The 15,838-nt window shown below is 61.5% G+C and carries 15 protein-coding genes; 9 read left to right on the top strand and 6 right to left on the bottom strand.

All coding sequences use genetic code 11. The features are described 5' to 3' along the window. Positions 1-171 precede the first annotated feature (171 nt). The 4 genes from CVU60_07750 to CVU60_07735 all read left to right on the top strand — a co-directional run bounded on the left by CVU60_07750 (position 172) and on the right by CVU60_07735 (position 3,104). A complete protein-coding gene (locus CVU60_07750; protein ID PKN42104.1) occupies positions 172-390 on the top strand; it encodes a translation initiation factor IF-1 in 219 nt (72 codons plus the stop codon). Positions 391-506: 116 nt separating this feature from the next. Then, positions 507-1,379, top strand: coding sequence for a phosphatase (locus CVU60_07745; GenBank protein ID PKN42103.1), 873 nt, complete (start codon positions 507-509; stop codon positions 1,377-1,379). A 3-nt stretch (positions 1,380-1,382) separates the two neighbouring features. Continuing rightward, positions 1,383-2,636 carry a peptidase U32 gene (locus CVU60_07740; GenBank protein ID PKN42102.1) on the top strand — a complete coding sequence of 418 codons (1,254 nt, stop codon included), beginning with the start codon at positions 1,383-1,385 and terminating at the stop codon, positions 2,634-2,636. Between the two features lie 18 nt (positions 2,637-2,654). Then, entirely contained in the window at positions 2,655-3,104 is a 450-nt protein-coding gene (locus tag CVU60_07735; GenBank protein ID PKN42280.1) for a YaiI/YqxD family protein, read from the top strand. A gap of 75 nt (positions 3,105-3,179) precedes the next feature. On the opposite strand, the gene CVU60_07730 is transcribed toward CVU60_07735, so the two are convergent. Beyond that, on the bottom strand, positions 3,180-4,322 hold the full coding sequence (locus CVU60_07730; GenBank protein PKN42101.1) for a TIGR00299 family protein: 1,143 nt from the start codon (positions 4,320-4,322) through the stop codon (positions 3,180-3,182). Positions 4,323-4,367: 45 nt separating this feature from the next. Between CVU60_07730 and CVU60_07725 the strand changes: the two genes are divergently transcribed. Both CVU60_07725 and CVU60_07720 read left to right on the top strand, forming a co-directional pair. Beyond that, the gene (locus CVU60_07725; protein ID PKN42100.1) at positions 4,368-5,180 is read left to right on the top strand and encodes a hypothetical protein; all 813 of its coding nucleotides are present in this window, start codon (positions 4,368-4,370) and stop codon (positions 5,178-5,180) included. A gap of 110 nt (positions 5,181-5,290) precedes the next feature. Continuing rightward, positions 5,291-5,956 (top strand): hypothetical protein, encoded by a 666-nt coding sequence (locus CVU60_07720; GenBank protein ID PKN42099.1) that lies wholly within the window; start codon positions 5,291-5,293, stop codon positions 5,954-5,956. Positions 5,957-6,199: 243 nt separating this feature from the next. Here the strand turns inward: CVU60_07720 and CVU60_07715 are convergent, their stop codons facing one another. The 3 genes from CVU60_07715 to mviN all read right to left on the bottom strand — a co-directional run bounded on the left by CVU60_07715 (position 6,200) and on the right by mviN (position 9,837). Next, positions 6,200-7,000, bottom strand: coding sequence for a methyltransferase (locus tag CVU60_07715; GenBank protein ID PKN42098.1), 801 nt, complete (start codon positions 6,998-7,000; stop codon positions 6,200-6,202). 1 nt (position 7,001) lies between these two features. Then, positions 7,002-8,225: an LL-diaminopimelate aminotransferase gene (locus CVU60_07710; GenBank protein ID PKN42097.1), complete on the bottom strand. Its 1,224-nt coding sequence runs from the start codon at positions 8,223-8,225 to the stop codon at positions 7,002-7,004. A gap of 76 nt (positions 8,226-8,301) precedes the next feature. Next, positions 8,302-9,837 (bottom strand): murein biosynthesis integral membrane protein MurJ, encoded by a 1,536-nt coding sequence (gene mviN / locus CVU60_07705; GenBank protein PKN42096.1) that lies wholly within the window; start codon positions 9,835-9,837, stop codon positions 8,302-8,304. Between the two features lie 251 nt (positions 9,838-10,088). On the opposite strand from mviN, the gene CVU60_07700 reads away from it, so the two are divergent. The 3 genes from CVU60_07700 to CVU60_07690 all read left to right on the top strand — a co-directional run bounded on the left by CVU60_07700 (position 10,089) and on the right by CVU60_07690 (position 13,090). After that, positions 10,089-11,546, top strand: coding sequence for a hypothetical protein (locus tag CVU60_07700; protein PKN42095.1), 1,458 nt, complete (start codon positions 10,089-10,091; stop codon positions 11,544-11,546). Continuing rightward, positions 11,521-12,147 (top strand): hypothetical protein, encoded by a 627-nt coding sequence (locus CVU60_07695; protein PKN42094.1) that lies wholly within the window; start codon positions 11,521-11,523, stop codon positions 12,145-12,147. The genes CVU60_07700 and CVU60_07695 overlap by 26 nt, the downstream gene beginning before the upstream one ends. Positions 12,148-12,223: 76 nt before the next feature. Next, complete coding sequence (locus CVU60_07690) at positions 12,224-13,090, top strand: hypothetical protein (protein PKN42093.1); 867 nt, start codon at positions 12,224-12,226, stop codon at positions 13,088-13,090. Positions 13,091-13,151: 61 nt separating this feature from the next. Here the strand turns inward: CVU60_07690 and CVU60_07685 are convergent, their stop codons facing one another. Both CVU60_07685 and CVU60_07680 read right to left on the bottom strand, forming a co-directional pair. Then, positions 13,152-14,249 (bottom strand): aspartate kinase, encoded by a 1,098-nt coding sequence (locus CVU60_07685; protein ID PKN42092.1) that lies wholly within the window; start codon positions 14,247-14,249, stop codon positions 13,152-13,154. 10 nt (positions 14,250-14,259) lie between these two features. Then, a complete protein-coding gene (locus tag CVU60_07680; protein PKN42091.1) occupies positions 14,260-15,684 on the bottom strand; it encodes an RNA-splicing ligase RtcB in 1,425 nt (474 codons plus the stop codon). Between the last annotated feature and the right edge of the window lie 154 nt (positions 15,685-15,838).

The raw sequence follows: 15,838 nt of genomic DNA, 5'->3' as shown, positions 1-15,838 counted from the left end.
CTTTCCCTTCCAGCCCCGAAACTTCACCATGGGAAAGGCGCATCCCGCTCCCTGCGCGAGGCCGCATCCATTGCAACGGGATATCCGGCCTTGTCATTTATGAATCTAACGGGTAAGGAGCTTTGTCTTTAAACAAAAAAATACTGTAAACAGAGAAGGTATCCGTTTTATATGGCCAAGGAAGAGTCTATCGAAGTTGAAGGTGTCGTCGAGGAAGCCATGCCCAATGCCATGTTTCTGGTTCGTCTGGAAAATGGTCATCAGGTGCTTGGACACATCTCAGGAAAGATGCGCAAGTTTTACATCCGCATCCTGCCCGGTGACAGGGTTAAGCTGGAGCTTTCTCCCTATGACCTGACCCGCGGCAGAATCACCTACCGCTTCAAATAATCCCCCCTGTCGAGAATTCCCGGCACGCGCTCCCAAGCGCGTGCCGTTTTTTTGTCGTCGGACCCGCCTGGCAAATATCCTTGTCATCCCCGGGCCCCTGCCGTACCCATGAGCTTATGCCAGAAATAGATCTTCATACCCACTCCACCGCGTCCGATGGCACCCTGAGCCCTTCGGAACTCGTCGCTGCGGCCGTCGCTGCGCGTCTCAAAGCCATTGCCCTGACCGATCACGACACGGTCATGGGGCTGCCCGAAGCGTGCGCCACCGGACGCGAGCTCGGCCTTGAGGTCATCGGCGGGTGCGAACTGAGCGTTGAATTCGGGCGCGGCAGCATGCATCTGCTGGGGCTCTGGCTGCCCCAGCACCCGCAGCGACTGCAGGCCACCTTGAGCCGCCTGAGCGACCTGCGTACGGCGCGCAACGACAACATCATCGCGAACCTGAACTCCTACGGCGTGGACATCACCCGCACCGAACTGGAGGACATCACCACCGGCGGTTCCATCGGCCGCCCCCATTTCGCGCAACTGCTGGTAAAAAAAGGCTTCGCCGTCAATTTCCAGGACGCGTTCATGAACTGGCTGCGACCGGGGACCAAGGGGTACGCGCCCAAGGAAAAGCTCCTCCCCCGCCAGGCCATCGAGCTCTTGAAGGACGAACAGGCCACTATCATCCTGGCCCATCCCTGCACATTGAAGCTTGAAAAAGACGAAATCGAAAACGTGCTGCGCGAGCTCAAAGATTTCGGCCTCGACGGCATGGAAGTCTTCTACTCCATGCATACCCAGGCCCAGACAAATTTCTACGCGGGCCTGTGCAATAAGCTGGAACTGCTGCAGAGCGCAGGCTCCGACTTTCATGGCGACAACAAGCGGGGCATCGCCCTGGGCCGGGGCAAGGGCGGCCTGCGCCCCTCCTACGAACTGGTGCGACGCATGAAGGAAGCACGTCAGAAACTCGGTCTTCAACTTCCAACCTGCTCGTAACGCATGACACAATCACCCGAACTTCTCGTCCCCGTCGGAAGCCCTGACAAGCTGGCCACAGCCTTGCGCTACGGCGCAGACGCCGTGTATCTTGGCGGCCAGTCCTTAAGCCTGCGCGCCAAAACCGACGGCTTCTCCTTCCCCGAACTCAGAATGGCGGTGGAAGAGACACACCGTCACGGGGCCAAGGTCTACTTCACGCTGAACCTGCTGGCCTGGGAAGAGCACCTGCCCGACGTGGAACGTTACCTGGAAGAGATCGATGCCTGCAATGTGGACGGCATCATCATCGCCGACCCCGGCATCGTGGCCATGGCCAAAAAAAGGGTTCCGCACATTCCCATCCACCTCTCCACCCAGGCCAACACGTCGAACTCCGCTTCGGCCATGTTCTGGCGGGATCAGGGCGTGCACCGGGTCAACGTTGCCAGGGAACTCGGGGCCGGACGCATCCGGGCCATGGCGCAAAAAGTCCGGGACCTGGAGCTTGAGGTGTTCGTGCACGGGGCCATGTGCATGGCCATCTCCGGACGTTGCCTCTTGTCCGCGCACCTGAACCAGCGTTCGGGCAACCTGGGCCTGTGCACCCATCCCTGTCGCTTCGACTACAAGATCACGGCAGTTCGCCTGGAAGAGCGCCTGCGCCCGGGTCAGGACATGTGGGAGGTTTGCGAAGACGAACAGTTCACGCAGATCATGGGCGCCCAGGACCTGTGCCTGATCAAGTACCTACGCTGGTTCCGGCAGACGGGCATCCATAGCCTCAAGATAGAGGGTCGCATGAAAACGCCCTCCTACCTGGCCCAGGTCACGGACATCTACCGCACGGCATTGAACGATCTGGAACAGGGAGCGTTTCGTCCCGCCCTGTATCTTGAGGAATTGCAGCAACTCGGCACGCGGCCGCTCTCGACCGGATTCTTCACCCCCGAGCGCATCACCCTGCGTCCCGCCCTGCCCAGGAATCTCAAAAAGAACATCGTCGCCAAACTGATCGAACCCGTCCGCCCGGGGCTGTGGCTCATGGACGTCAAGTGCCGCTTTCAGGTCGGCGACCCTCTTGAGATCGTGCTCCCCGGCCTGCGCCGACCGCTGCTGGCTTCCGGGGACTACGGCGTGGAAAAAGAGGAGGGTTTTCACCTGAGCACCGCCCACAGCGGGTTGCGCCTGCTCCTGCATTGCGATCATCCGGATCTTGAGCCGGGCATCTTCCTGCGCGCCCACCTGCCCGACGCCCACAACGGCCAGGGAAGCTGAAACATGGATGCCACGCCAATGCGCATCTGGGTTGACGCCGACGCCTGCCCCAGGGTGATCAAGGACATTCTCTACCGGGCGGCCGACCGGCGCAAGGTGCGACTCATCCTGGTGGCCAATTCGCGCTTTCCCGTCCCCAAGTCGGAATTCATCGATTTCATGCAGGTCGGCGCGGGCTTCGACAAGGCGGACCTGGCCATCGTGGAGCAGGCCCGGGACGGAGATCTGGTCATCACCACCGACATCCCGCTGGCGTCGGGCGTCATCGAAAAGGGGGGACTTGGCCTGAGCCCCCGGGGAGAGCTGTTCACTCCCGACAACATCCGCAGCCGCCTGACCATGCGCGATTTCATGGACGAGATGCGCGGTAGCGGGGTCATGACCGGCGGGCCGGCGCCCCTTGGCGCAAGGGATCGGCAGGAGTTTTCCAACCAGCTGGACCGGCTGCTTACCGGGCGTGGGTACTGATCAGGTTAGTGCGATGGGCGAAATGGACATCATGGGCCAAATGGACCGGATGAACAACAAAAGCCGGGCCGATGCTCAGTCCTTGTCCAGGAGGTAGCGCAATTGGGCTACGGAGCGGCCCGTGCGTTTGGCCAGGGCCTGCAGGGCCTCGAACTCGGGCCGGGAGTAACTTTCCCCTTCGATGACGGTTTCCTTGGCGGACACATCGCCCCAGGGCGTAGTCCGTGTGGATGCCGCGCGGGGCAGCACGGCGCGGGTCGTCTCGGTCATGCGCAGCCCCAGGGTCATGGTCTGGGCAAAGGTAAGGTCGCGGATCCGGGCCAGATCCCCGGGCCTGCACAGCACCTGCAAAAGCCCCCCTGGCCGATTTTTCTTCATCACTCCGGGCAGGAAAAGCACATCCAGCGCCCCGGCATCGAGCAAAACTCCGAAAACCCCGCCTATCTCCTCCCCCGTGAGATGATCGACATTGGTCTCAAGCACCATCACCCGCTCCAGCCCCGGCCCATCCCCGGACAGAAGCAGGGCGCGCAGGCCGTTGACCGTGGGCAGGTCCATGGTCCCAAGGCCTAGCCCGGACCGCTCCAGACACCCGGCGGGACCTGACGTGAACTCGTCAACCATCCGGTCGAGCAAAAGCGCGCCCGTGGGCGTAATCAGCTCCCCCGTAAACTCCGTCGGGTACACGGGCTTTCCCTGCAGCAGGATTGTCGTCGCCGGGGCGGGCAGGGGCATGAGTCCGTGCGCGCACTGCACCGTGCCCGAAAACCAGGGCAGCCTTGAGCAGGTCACGCGGCTCACGCCAAGCGTCTCCAGAGCCCAAAATGCACCGACCACGTCGACCAGGGTGTCCACGGCTCCGACCTCGTGAAAGTGCACATCCGCAACCTTGCAGCCATGCACCCGCGCCTCCACCTCGGCCAGACGGGCCAGGGCGTCCTCGCTGCGTAATCGGACGTTCTCCGAAAAAGGCAGGGCCCGCACAATATCCTTCAGCTCGGCCAGATGCCGCAGGGGCTGGGCATGGGGCGCGGCAATGTGCATGCGCTTGCCGCTTATGCCCTTGTCCCGGGCGTCAAGAGCCGTGATTTCGACATTGACTCCGGCCCTGGCAAAGGCGGCGCGCAAATGGGCCAGCTCCACTCCCAGATCGGCCATGGCCGCCAGGAACATGTCTCCGGCGATCCCGGCTGGACAATCAAGATGCAACTCGGGCATGTGTTTCCTCACAATTGGTGAAGTGTTAAGCTTGTAGGGTATCACATGAAAATCGCTGCAGTTCAACTATCCGGATTCCCAGGAGATGTTCGCGGCAATCTGGACAAAATCCGCACCGCCGCCAAGGCCGGGGCCGAAGCTTCCTGCCGCCTGCTGCTCTTTCCTGAAATATCGGACCTCGGCTACGACATGCCGTCCATCGCGCTTGGCGGCCGCGACTGGTGGCCAAGGGTCCGGGACGAACTCTCGGAACTTGCGCGGGATCACGGACTCTGTCTGGTCTGCGGAGTCTGCCTGCCCGGGCCGGACGGCCTGGCCAACGCGCTGGTGGCCTTCGGCCCGGACGGAGGCATCCTGGCCACATACCGCAAGATCCATCTCTTCACGTCCAGGGATGCCGACGAAACCGAGGTGTTCAGCCCCGGCGCGAAGATCGTCAGTTTCAATTTCGAGGGAGTCCGTTTCGGCCTCTCCGTATGCTACGACCTGCGCTTTCCCGAACTGTACCGGGCGCAGGCCCTCGGCGGTTGCCAGGCCCTGCTCCTGGCTTCGGCCTGGCCAAAGGCGCGCATCGACGTCTGGCAGACTCTCTGCGCGGCCCGGGCTCTTGAAAACCAGTGCTACCTGCTGGGCGCCAACCGGGTCGGTGACCAGGGAGCCTTCCCTTTTGGCGGTCGATCCCTTTTTGTCACTCCCGGCGGCGAAATCACCCTTGCAAACGAAATGAATGAAGGCCTGATCCCGGGTCACATCGATCTGGCCGAACTGGCCGCCGTCCGTCGGAACATCCCGGCTCTGGCTCATCGCCGTCCCGACCTCTACGCTGAAGTTGTTGACGATTCGACACGGAGCCTTTGACGGAATGGCGAAAAGGTATTATTCGATGAACACCTTACATGCAATTTTCGCTGCATTGAAAGAAATACTGCCTCATCAAGGGCGGCAACCCGCCTCCAAGGAGAAATAACATGATCATAAAGGAATGGATGACCAAGGACGTTATCACGGTGGACCCTGAAACCTCCATGATGAGAGCGGCCAAGCTGATGAAGGAGAAAGGCATCCGCCGTCTGCCCGTGGTCGATGATAAGGGCAAGGTGCTCGGGATGCTCAGCGACCGCGACGTGAAGGAAGCCTCGCCTTCCAAGGCCACGACCCTGGACGTGCACGAGCTTTACTACCTGCTCTCCGAGATCAAGGTCAAAAACATCATGAGCCCCAATCCCATAACCATCAGGGATACGGACACGGTCGTCAAATGCGCGGCCATCATGCACGACAAGAAAATTTCCGGCCTGCCCGTGCTGAACGAAAAGAACGAACTGGTCGGCATCATGACCCAGAACGAAGTCTACAGCGTACTGTTGAGCATCACCGGCGTCTACCACGGCGGCATTCAGATCGGCCTCATGCTCTCTGACGAGCGCGGCAGCCTGAAGGAAGTGCTTGACTGCATTCGCGGACACAAGGCCCGCATCAGTTCCATCCTGACCTCCTACGACAAGGTCGAGAAGGGCTTCAGGCAGGTCTTCGTGCGCATCATGGACATGGACAAGTCCGCTCTCAACGAATTGCAGAAAGAACTGACCGAAAAATACAACCTGACCTTCTGGGTTCGGGACAACCTCAACTAAACCGGCTCGCCATCGCCTCGGGGCCCGTGGATACGTTCGCGGGCCCTGTCCATGTCGGCAGGAGCATCCAGGCAGGAGCATCCATGGAAGAGCATTATCCCATCAAGGACACTTTCGTCGAAATCACAAACACCTTGCAGGCTGCCCTGGACACGGACTACGTCCTGGGTCTTCTTTTCGCCACGGCACTCATTTCCTTCATCATCGGCCGCATGAGCAAGTAAGTTCCGGCTTCCGCATGCTTCAAGGCTCTTTCGAATTCCCGCCATCTGTGCGGGAATTCGTGTTTTTGGAGTCCGCGTTGCAGGCCAGGCGGGGACAAAAGGACAGGGCCGAGGCGCTCAGACGCGTCTGGCTGCCCCGACCTTCGTGCAGAATCAGGGGAGGATGCACCGCAAGTCCCGCCCCTCCGTTCTTGAGGCTGCGCACAAGCACCAGGCGGGCCGTGCTGTCAAGGCGCTGGTGCACGAACAGGATCTCCTTGGGCTGAAGCCGGGAGGCACGCAGCATATCCAGCAGTTCGTCAGCTCGTTCGGCCAGATGGATGAAAACGCAGCTCTTGCGGTTGCGCACAAGGTAAGCGGCGGCCCGAACAAAATCCCCAAGCCCGGCCCGGTACTCGAAGCGCGCCAGCGTCTTGGTCTCGTCCGGGCAGATCCGGCCCCGGGCGGGATCGCGGTACGGTGGATTCGAGAGCACCAGGTCCATGCTTTCGGGCGCAAGGCCCCACGGCCCGCACGCATCTGCCTGAAGCAGGGAGAATCGCCCGTCAAAACCAAGCCGGCGGACATTCTCGCGAGCATGCCGCAGCATGTCCGGATTCAGGTCCAGGCCAATCCCAAAAAAATCGGGGTGGTCAAGGGCCATTGCCAGCCCCACCACCCCGCATCCGGTCCCCAGATCAAGAACCCGGCCCCGCACCCGCTCCCGCCCGGCAAAGGCGGCCAGGAGCAGCGCGTCCATGGAAAAACGAAAACCCGACTCCGGCTGGGAGAGCCCGCGCGGAAAATTCCGCCGGGCCTGATCCGCGGCCGTTAGTGTCATTCTACTTCAGGACGGCGCGCAGCCGCTCCATGGCTTCCTGAACGTTGGCCAGGCTGTTGAAGGCGGAGATGCGGATGTAGCCTTCGCCGCAGGAGCCGAATCCGGCGCCCGGAGTACAGACCACGGCGGCCTTGTTAAGGAGCATGTCAAAAAAGTCCCACGAGCCCATCTTGCCGTCGATCCAGACATAGGGCGAGTTCTCGCCGCCGACGCATTCGTAGCCAAGCGCGGTCATTTCCTTGCGGATGATGGCCGCGTTGTTCAGGTAATGGTCCACCAGCGCCCTGGACTGCGCCTTGCCCTCGGGTGAATAGACGGCGGCAGCGGCTCTTTGTACCGGATAGGACACGCCGTTGAACTTGGTGGTGTGGCGCCGGTTCCACATGGCGTGCAGGCTGTGCGCATTGCCCTGGCTGTCGTAGGCCATGCAGGTCTTGGGCACCACGGTGAAGGCCAGACGTGTGCCCGTGAATCCGGCGGTCTTGGACAGGGAACGGAACTCGATGGCCACTTCGCGGGCGCCTTCTATCTCGTAGATGGACCTGGGCAGCTCGGGGTCGCGGATGAAGGCCTCGTAGGCGGCATCGAAAAGGATGAGCGCCTTGTTTTCACGGGCATAATCCACCCAGGCCTTGAGCTGGGGCCGGGTGATGGTCGCGCCTGTGGGGTTGTTGGGGTAGCACAGGTAGATCAGATCCACGGGTTCTCCGGGCAGTTCCGGGATGAATCCGTTTTCCCGGGTGCCGTCGAGGTAGACAAGCCCTTCGTAGCGGCCGTCCACGTTCTGTCCGGTGCGGCCGGCCATGACGTTGGTATCGACGTAGACCGGATAGACCGGATCGGGGATGGCGATGCGGATGTCTCCGGCGAAAAGTTCCTGGATGTTGCCGGTATCGCACTTGGCTCCGTCGCTGACAAAAATTTCGTCTCCGGAGATGTCCGCCCCGCGCGACTGGAAGTCTTCCTTGGCGATGAGGTCGCGCAGAAAATCATAGCCCTGCTCCGGGCCATAGCCTCGAAAGGTTCCGGCGTCGGCCATCTCGTCCACGCCCTGGTGAAAGGCGGACACGACCGCCTGGGGCAGGGGCTCGGTCACGTCGCCGATACCGAGGCGGATGATCTTCTTGTCGGGGTTGGCCTGCTGGAAAGCGGTCACGCGCCGGGAAATGTCGGCAAAAAGGTAGGAGGCTTTGAGCTTGAGATAATTTTCATTGATGCGGATCATATGTGGTCCTCACTGGCTGGTTTTTCTGTGGTGAATGGAAGCGGCAAGCCTAACGTCAAAGGGCGCACAGTTCAAGTCAGGCTCTTTTGCGCCATGACCGCCTTCCCAGCACTTTGGCGAAAAGCCGCGCCTGGCTTACGTTCAGGAGCAGGGCAGCCCCCATGTACAGGGCAGCCCAGACGGGGATGAAGAGCAGGCAGACCGGGCCAAGCCGGGTGCTCATCCAGCATCCGGCGAGCATGGCGAGACTCAGGGCAAGGGAGATGACCATGTCGCGGTTCACGCGGAACCAGGCTCCGCAATGCCGGCGCAGAAGAAAACCCAGGAGCACCACGTTGATCCAGGCCGACAGGGACGAGGCCAGGGCCAGCCCCACGTGCCCCAGCACCTGCATGCCCGTGTAGCCCGCAACCACGAAAACGCACAGGCTGCCAAGAGCCACGCGCACCGGGGTCCTGGTGTCGCCCAGGGCATAGTAGGCCGAGGCCAGGGAACGCACGCTCGAAAAGGCGGGCAGCCCGACCACGTAGCCGAGCAGAGCCATGGACGTACCGTGTACCGCCACCGAAGAAAATTCACCGCGCCCGAAGAGCAGGTCCACCAGCGGCAGCGACAATCCGGCCAGGCCCGCAGCTGCAGGCAGGTTCACGAACAGGGTCAGGCCCAGGGAGGTGGCCAGGGTTTCCCGGAACTCCGCGCGCTTCTCGGGTGCAGCCAGCAGGGAGAGCGAAGGCAGGGTGGCCACGCCCACGGCCACGCCGAAAACGCCAAGCGGAAACTGGAAGAGCCGATCCGCATAGTAGAGATACGATACGGACCCTTCGGGCAGAAAGGAGGCCATGCCCGTGCTGATCAGGATGTTGATCTGGTAAACGGCCGAGCCCAGGATGGTGGGCAGCATGAGCGTGCCGATGCGTCGCACGCCCGGGCCCGCTGGCTCCACCGGCCCGATCCAGGAAAAACCTTTGGAGCGCAGAATGGGCTGTTGCATGAGCCACTGCCCGACCCCGGCCACAAGCACGCCCCAGGCCAGATACACGGCCACGTTCCCGCCGACCTTTATGGCCAGAAGGCTTGCGGCTATGAGCACGATGTTGAGAATGCACGGCGCCAGGGCCGGGATGAGGAAATGTCCCATGCTGTTCAGGATGCCCATGCACAGGGCCACGCCGGAAATGAACAGGATGTAGGGAAAGCAGATCTGGACCAGACTTGCGGTCAACTCGAAAAGCTCCGGCCGCTTGGCCGCGAAACCCGAGGCGATGAGCAGGGTCACGGCCTTGGGGAAGAGCAGCACCAGAAGAGTCAGCAGGCCCAGGATGACAAGCAGCCAGAACTGGATGGACCTGGCCAGCACAAAAGCCGCCTCGTCGCCCTCGCTCTGCCGGATTCTGACGAAGGTCGGCACGAAGGCCATGGTCAGGGAGCCTTCGGCAAAGAGGCTCCTGAGCAGATTGGGAACGCGGAAAGCCACGAAAAAGGCGTCGGCCAGCACGGACGCACCCAGGGCGTAGGCCATGATCAGGTCACGCACGAGCCCGAGCACCCGGCTCAGCATGGTGGCGCCGGAAACGATGGATGCGTTTTTGGCGATGGTTCGGTTGGTGGACAAGAGAAGCTTCCGGAATGGTGAAATAAAAGGGACATCCTCAAAAAAATTTTATGTATCTGCCGCGCCAATGCGCGTCTACCAGGATTTACAGGGCAAAATCATGAAACCTCTTCATTTTTCTGTTTATCGGACTCACTCCCCCATCAACGGACACGAGCTTGAAAAGCCAGCCGAGCCCGGCCTGCCCTAAAATCTACAACGAAGCCAAGACGTTCTGGACATGGTCTTTGCTTAACCGATACACTGCCTCCATGAACACCGCACGAATTCTCACATTTCTGGTTCTTCTTGTCATTCTCGGAGGCTGCGCCGGACGCCAATCCGGACCGGGCCTTGCGACCTCGTTTTCCATCCCGGACGCTGCCAACCCCAATGCGGACGAACTCAAGACCTTTAAGAGCATGTACCTTGAGAATCCGGAGAAATCTCTTGCCGCGCATTTTCTGCTCGACAATCTCCCACCGGCCGACAGCCTGTCCATGAATGCCCATGCGCTGAGCGATAATCTGGATTATGCATTCCTGGCGCGGGAGGCCATGCCCTGGGGCAAAACAGTACCGTGGGACATCTTCCTGCACTACGTCCTGCCCCACCGCGCCAGCCAGGAGCCCTTCCAGCCTCACCGCGCCATGCTCTTCGGCGAACTGGCCCCGCTGTGCGCCACGGCCGGAAGCATGGAGGAAGCGCTTGTGCGAGTGGGCAAATGGTGCGCGCAAAAAGCCCAGTACCGCGCCACCTCGCGCCGCGACCTGGGAGTGATGTCCATCCTCGAGGCAGGATATGGCCGTTGCGAGGAGACGAACATCCTCTTTCTGGCCGCGGCCCGCGCCGTGGGCCTGCCTGTGCGCCAGGCCATGGTTCCGTGGTGGCAGCATACCGACGGCAACCATGCCTGGGTCGAAGCCTGGACCGAAGACGGCTGGAAATTTCTGGAAACCGGGACTGAATTTTCCGCGCTCAGCCAGACCTGGTTCGCGGCCCAGACTCCGCGCATGGCCAAGGTAGTGGCCTATGCCTTTGGCCAGCCCCAGGACCCGTCGATCTACCGCACGGGCACAGGTTACGCCCTCATCGACAACACGGCCGCCTACACGCGGGCAACGCCGGTCCAGGTCAGCGTGCGTCTGGCCGACGACCAGCCAGCCCCTGGCCGCGACGTCTTCTTCTGCGTCTATTCCATGGGCGGCCTGCGGCCCGTGACCAAGGCCGTCACCAACGACGATGGCCTGGCCAGGGTCATCCTCGGTCCCGGGATCTTTTTCGTCTCCTGCGCCGCTGAAGACGGCTTGGCCTGGACCCTGCTCGACACCCGGGACATGGACGAAACGCGGGTCCGGCTCCAGGCCGAAGCTCCCCGCACGCTTCCCGAATCCATCAGATTTTCCCATCCCGGCCCCGCTGAAACCGCCTTCAAAGCTTCCACCAGCACAAAACTCAAACGCCTGCGCAAAGAACGCGAGCAGCGCTGGGAACCATTTCTGCGCGACCTGCCGGGGCCTCTGCGCGATCGCCTGACCCTGGCGGGAGAGCGCACCCCGCTCTGGCTGCGACTGCTGCATCAGCCTCCCGGTCCGGCCTCGCCGTGGCTCTTGCCCCTGCTGACCGGCCTCGACGACAAGGACCTGCTGCAGGCCGATCCGGACGACCTGCTCCGCGACATCGAACTAGCGGTCGAGGCCAGTCGTGCTCTCCCCCCGCCTCCACCTTGAACCCTGGTCGCCCTGGCGCGCCCAGCTTCGCCCGTGGCTCGAAAAATCAATCGCCCTGCCTCTCGACAAAAAAATCCAGACGATCCGGGCTCATATCAACAGCCTGCCCATCCTGCCGCCGACCCTCTTCGGCCCTCCCCTGACCCCGCTGCAAACCCTTCAAGGCGGTTTCGCCTCCTCGAATTCGGACAAGGCGGTGCTGGCCACCGCAGCCCTGCGCACCCTTGGCGTTCCGGCCCGCAACGCAGTCGATTTCGGAGGGGTGGAGTATTTTGACGGCGCGAACTGGCAGTTCTGGGAAATGGAGGCCGCCGCACCGGCCAGTGGCGCTCTGCACATCACGGGAGGCAGGGATTTGCGTCCCCTGATGGATTTCGGCGTAGCCAGGATCGATGAAGGGTTTCTGCGCGCCCTCGACGACCTGCCCTGGAAAAAAACCCGTGACGGCCTGGCCTGCGCCATGCAGCCCGGGGACTACTTCCTGCTCGAGCCCCGGCGCGGGGACAGCGGAGTCACGATCCTTCTGACTCCCTTCAGCATCGCGGACAAGGAGACGGAGGTCGTTCAGATCGTTACGGAGCAACAGGAAGCAAGCAAATAAAGCCCGCACGATTGCAAGACCTTGTGCTTTGCTCTACACCACAGACTAATAAAACCCAACGCACGAGGATAGTCACATGGACAGACATATTCTGCTTACCGTAAGCGATGATTACAGTTCCCTGCAGGCCGTGCGATTCGTCGCCGGCTTCTTTGCCGCCACCGAATACCCACAGTTGACCCTCCTCTACGTCGCGCCGAATCCCAAGGCGGGGCTGACAGAGGCAGAGATCATACAGGATTACGGAAACCTGAGCCGCAGGGAAAGCCAGACCAAGAGCCTGGCCCAGACCGCCCTCGACAGGGCCGAGGAACTGCTTGTCAGCAAGCATTTTCCCAAGGCCAACATCCACAAGAAGATCACCTTCAAACAGCTCGGCACGGCCAAAGACATCATCCAGGAAGGCATTGCCGGCATTTACGACGCCATCGCCCTCGGCCGCAGGGGCTTGTCACGTCTGGAAGAGTTGATCGACGACAGCGTGAGCAGACAAATATTCACAACGCCCATGGAAATTCCTTTATGGATCTGTCGCAGTCACGAAAAACCCGCTCCAAGCGTGCTGCTCTGCACAGACGGTTCTCCCGCCAGCCTGCGCTGCGCCGACCACGTCGGCTTCATGCTCGCCAAGGCCCCCGAACACGAAATTACCTTGCTGCATGTGGACTGCGGCTCGTCTCCGGCAGTCCCGGAGGAAGCCATCGCCCAGGCCCGGCGCATGCTCGAAGAGAACGGCGTTGCCGGCCGCCGCATTCATCAGAAGATAGTCAAATGCAGCGGCATCGCGGATACCATCCAGCGCGTGGCCAAAGAGGGCGAATACGGTGTCCTGGCCACGGGACGCACGGGACGGGGAGAGACCAGAACCCTGCACCTGCTGGGCTCTGTCAGCATGAACCTGCTCAAAAACCTCGAATCCACGACCTTGTGGATCTGCCATTAAAACAACCGACCCCGCTTTCGAATCCGAAAGCGGGGTCGAATTCCCCTGGCTGCACCTGGCTTCAGATGAAAAGCATGTCGTGAATGGCTGAAACCTGCAAAGGCGGAAGCGGATCTTCAAGAAAAATCTCATATTTGGAGGCCGTGCTGCTGATGGCCAGGACACGGTTTCCCACTTCCTCCAGCCGCGCCAGAACCTCGCCGACCCGGCGGCTCTGAGCGGACACACGCGCGCCGATGAGGGACAGGCTCGCGCACGGAACTCCTTCCAGGCTCCCGGCATTCTTTTCGTCCACGACCACCACGCGGCGTCCCTCCACGGACTGGCACAGGCGGCTATCCGGCGGGAGCGGTATCTCGGCGTCAAACGCGATCCAGCGCAACCGATCATTGTAAACCATGGCCTGCAGGGTGTCGCGGTTCAGGTTCTCACTTGAAACGATGGTCCCGATGAGCCCGGAACTGCTCGATCCGGCGGCAATGCGCACCCCCAGACGCCGGGCGTACTCCACGGCGTCGTCCTTCAAAACCTTGGCCCCGGCGGCGGACATTTCGAGCATGGTCTCGTAATCCACGGTGTCCAAAAGACGGGCCGATGGCGCCAGGCGCGGATCAGAAGTGTAAACCCCGTCCACATCGGAATAGATTTCGCACATATCGGCCGAAAGGGCAGCGGCTACGGCCACAGCGGTGGTATCCGAGCCGCCCCGGCCGAGCGTGGTGATCTCCCGCTGCGTGGACACACCCTGAAATCCGGCGACCACGGCTATCCGGCCTTGATCCAGGGCCTCACGCAGGCGGTCGCCCCGTATCTCCAGAACCCGTGCGTCACCGTGATTGCAGTCGGTGATCAACCCGATCTGCGAGCCGGTGAAGGACACGGCCAGACCAGGCCTGAGGCCGTTGATGGCGATGCTCATCATGGCGATGGAGATGCGCTCCCCGGCCGACACCAGCATGTCCATTTCACGCGGATCAGGGTTTTGGGCCAGCTCCCGTGCCTGGCTGACCAGCGCGTCGGTGCTCTTGCCCATGGCCGAGACCACCACAACCACCTTGTCGCCGCCGTCGTGCCGGGCCACGATGCGCCGTGCCAGATCCCGAATCCTGTCCGGGGTGGCCACACTGCTGCCTCCGTATTTCTGAACGACAAGCGCCATGCTTTTCTCCTTATTTCGCCATTTTCACGATACGCGGCATAAATGTCCCTCGAATACGCACCAGATCGGCCTGCGCGGCCATGACTTCCCGTATGTTCTTGTAGGCCATGGGCACTTCGTCGATCCCTCCCGACAGGAGCCGCACCCCGCGCTCCTTCAGTACATGCTCCAGATCGGACCTGCGAAAGCGCTCCGTGGCCTCCTTGCGGCTCATGACCCGACCCGCACCGTGAGCCGCCGAGCACAGGGACATCGGATTGCCGAGGCCCTCGACCACAAAGGCCGGATCGACCATGGTGCCCGGAATGATCCCAAAAAGCCCGGCATCGGCGGGAGTCGCGCCCTTGCGGTGCACGATGACCCGCCGTCCTCCAAAGGTCTCCTTCCAGGCGAAGTTGTGATGATTCTCGAGACTCAGCAGGGAAGTCAACCCAAGACTCCCGGCCACTGCGGCGTGGATGAGGGCATGATTGGCCGCGCTGTAACGGCCCATGAGCTCCATGGCGGCCCAGTATTCCCCTCCCTCGTCCGTATCCAGTCCAAGCCAGGCCAGGTGCCCGAGAGCGCGAGGCAGCTCCGGATGCAGACGTCTGGCCAGCGCGCTGTAGTGCTTGGCCACTTCCCCGCCAGTGCCCCGGCTGCCGCTGTGTGACAAAAGAGCCAGATACGTCCCCTCGGCCAGACCAGGCATGGCCAGGGGCACATTCAGCACGCCCCACTCGACAAAATGATTGCCCGAACCGCTGGTCCCCAGCTGGGCCCAGGCCGTGTCCTGCATCCGCCGCGTCACGGGAGAAAAGCCCCAGTCCTCATGCATGACCGGATGATCCTTGCGGACCTTGAACTGGCCGCCGACGCCAAAACAGGTCTCCTGCTCGATGGCCTGCGCCAGTTCGCCGCCATGGGAATCGACCAGATCCGGGGATACTGCGAAGACGCTCATCTTCATCCGGCAGGCGATATCCATGCCGACACCGTAAGGAATGACCGCGTTATCCACGGCCAGCACGCCGCCAATGGGCAGGCCGTAACCGACATGAGCGTCGGGCATGAGCGCTCCGCTCACGGCCACCGGCAGGCTGCATCCGTCACGGAGTTGCTGCACCGCCTTGGGATCGAGTCCCTCGCCCCAAACCCGCCAGGGAACCTCCGTAACGGGATCGGCCACGCCAGGCGCCGATTCGCCGCCAAGCATTCCTGCCAGGCCGCCCAGGACCGGATGATCCCTGAACGACCTCGGATCCTGCGCCAGACGACCGAAAAGACGACGCAGGGCCTTGCCGCGCACTCCTTCCCCTTCCATTTGTCGCACGCAATCGAGGACCACGGGGAAAAGACGATCGGGGATGCCAAGGGCGGCCGGACGAAACGGCAACGCTTTTTCCATTTTTCGGCTGTTCATGGGCATGAATTTCACGTATCCGTTTTTTGAAATTTCTCCAAGAGAAGGAAACTTGAAACATTATCCGGAACCCACCATGATACAGAACTACACACGCATTCGTGCATTTTTTTCGAATGTTCCTTCTCTGAATACATTGATTTTACGAATAAAGCATTCTAGTGGAGCGCATTCGTAACACGGGAGG

Source organism: Deltaproteobacteria bacterium HGW-Deltaproteobacteria-18 (assembly GCA_002841885.1).
Taxonomy (GTDB): Bacteria; Desulfobacterota; Desulfovibrionia; order Desulfovibrionales; family Desulfomicrobiaceae; genus Desulfomicrobium.
Note: the sequence above shows the minus strand (reverse complement) of the source record. Positions and strands in the feature narration are given on the sequence as shown.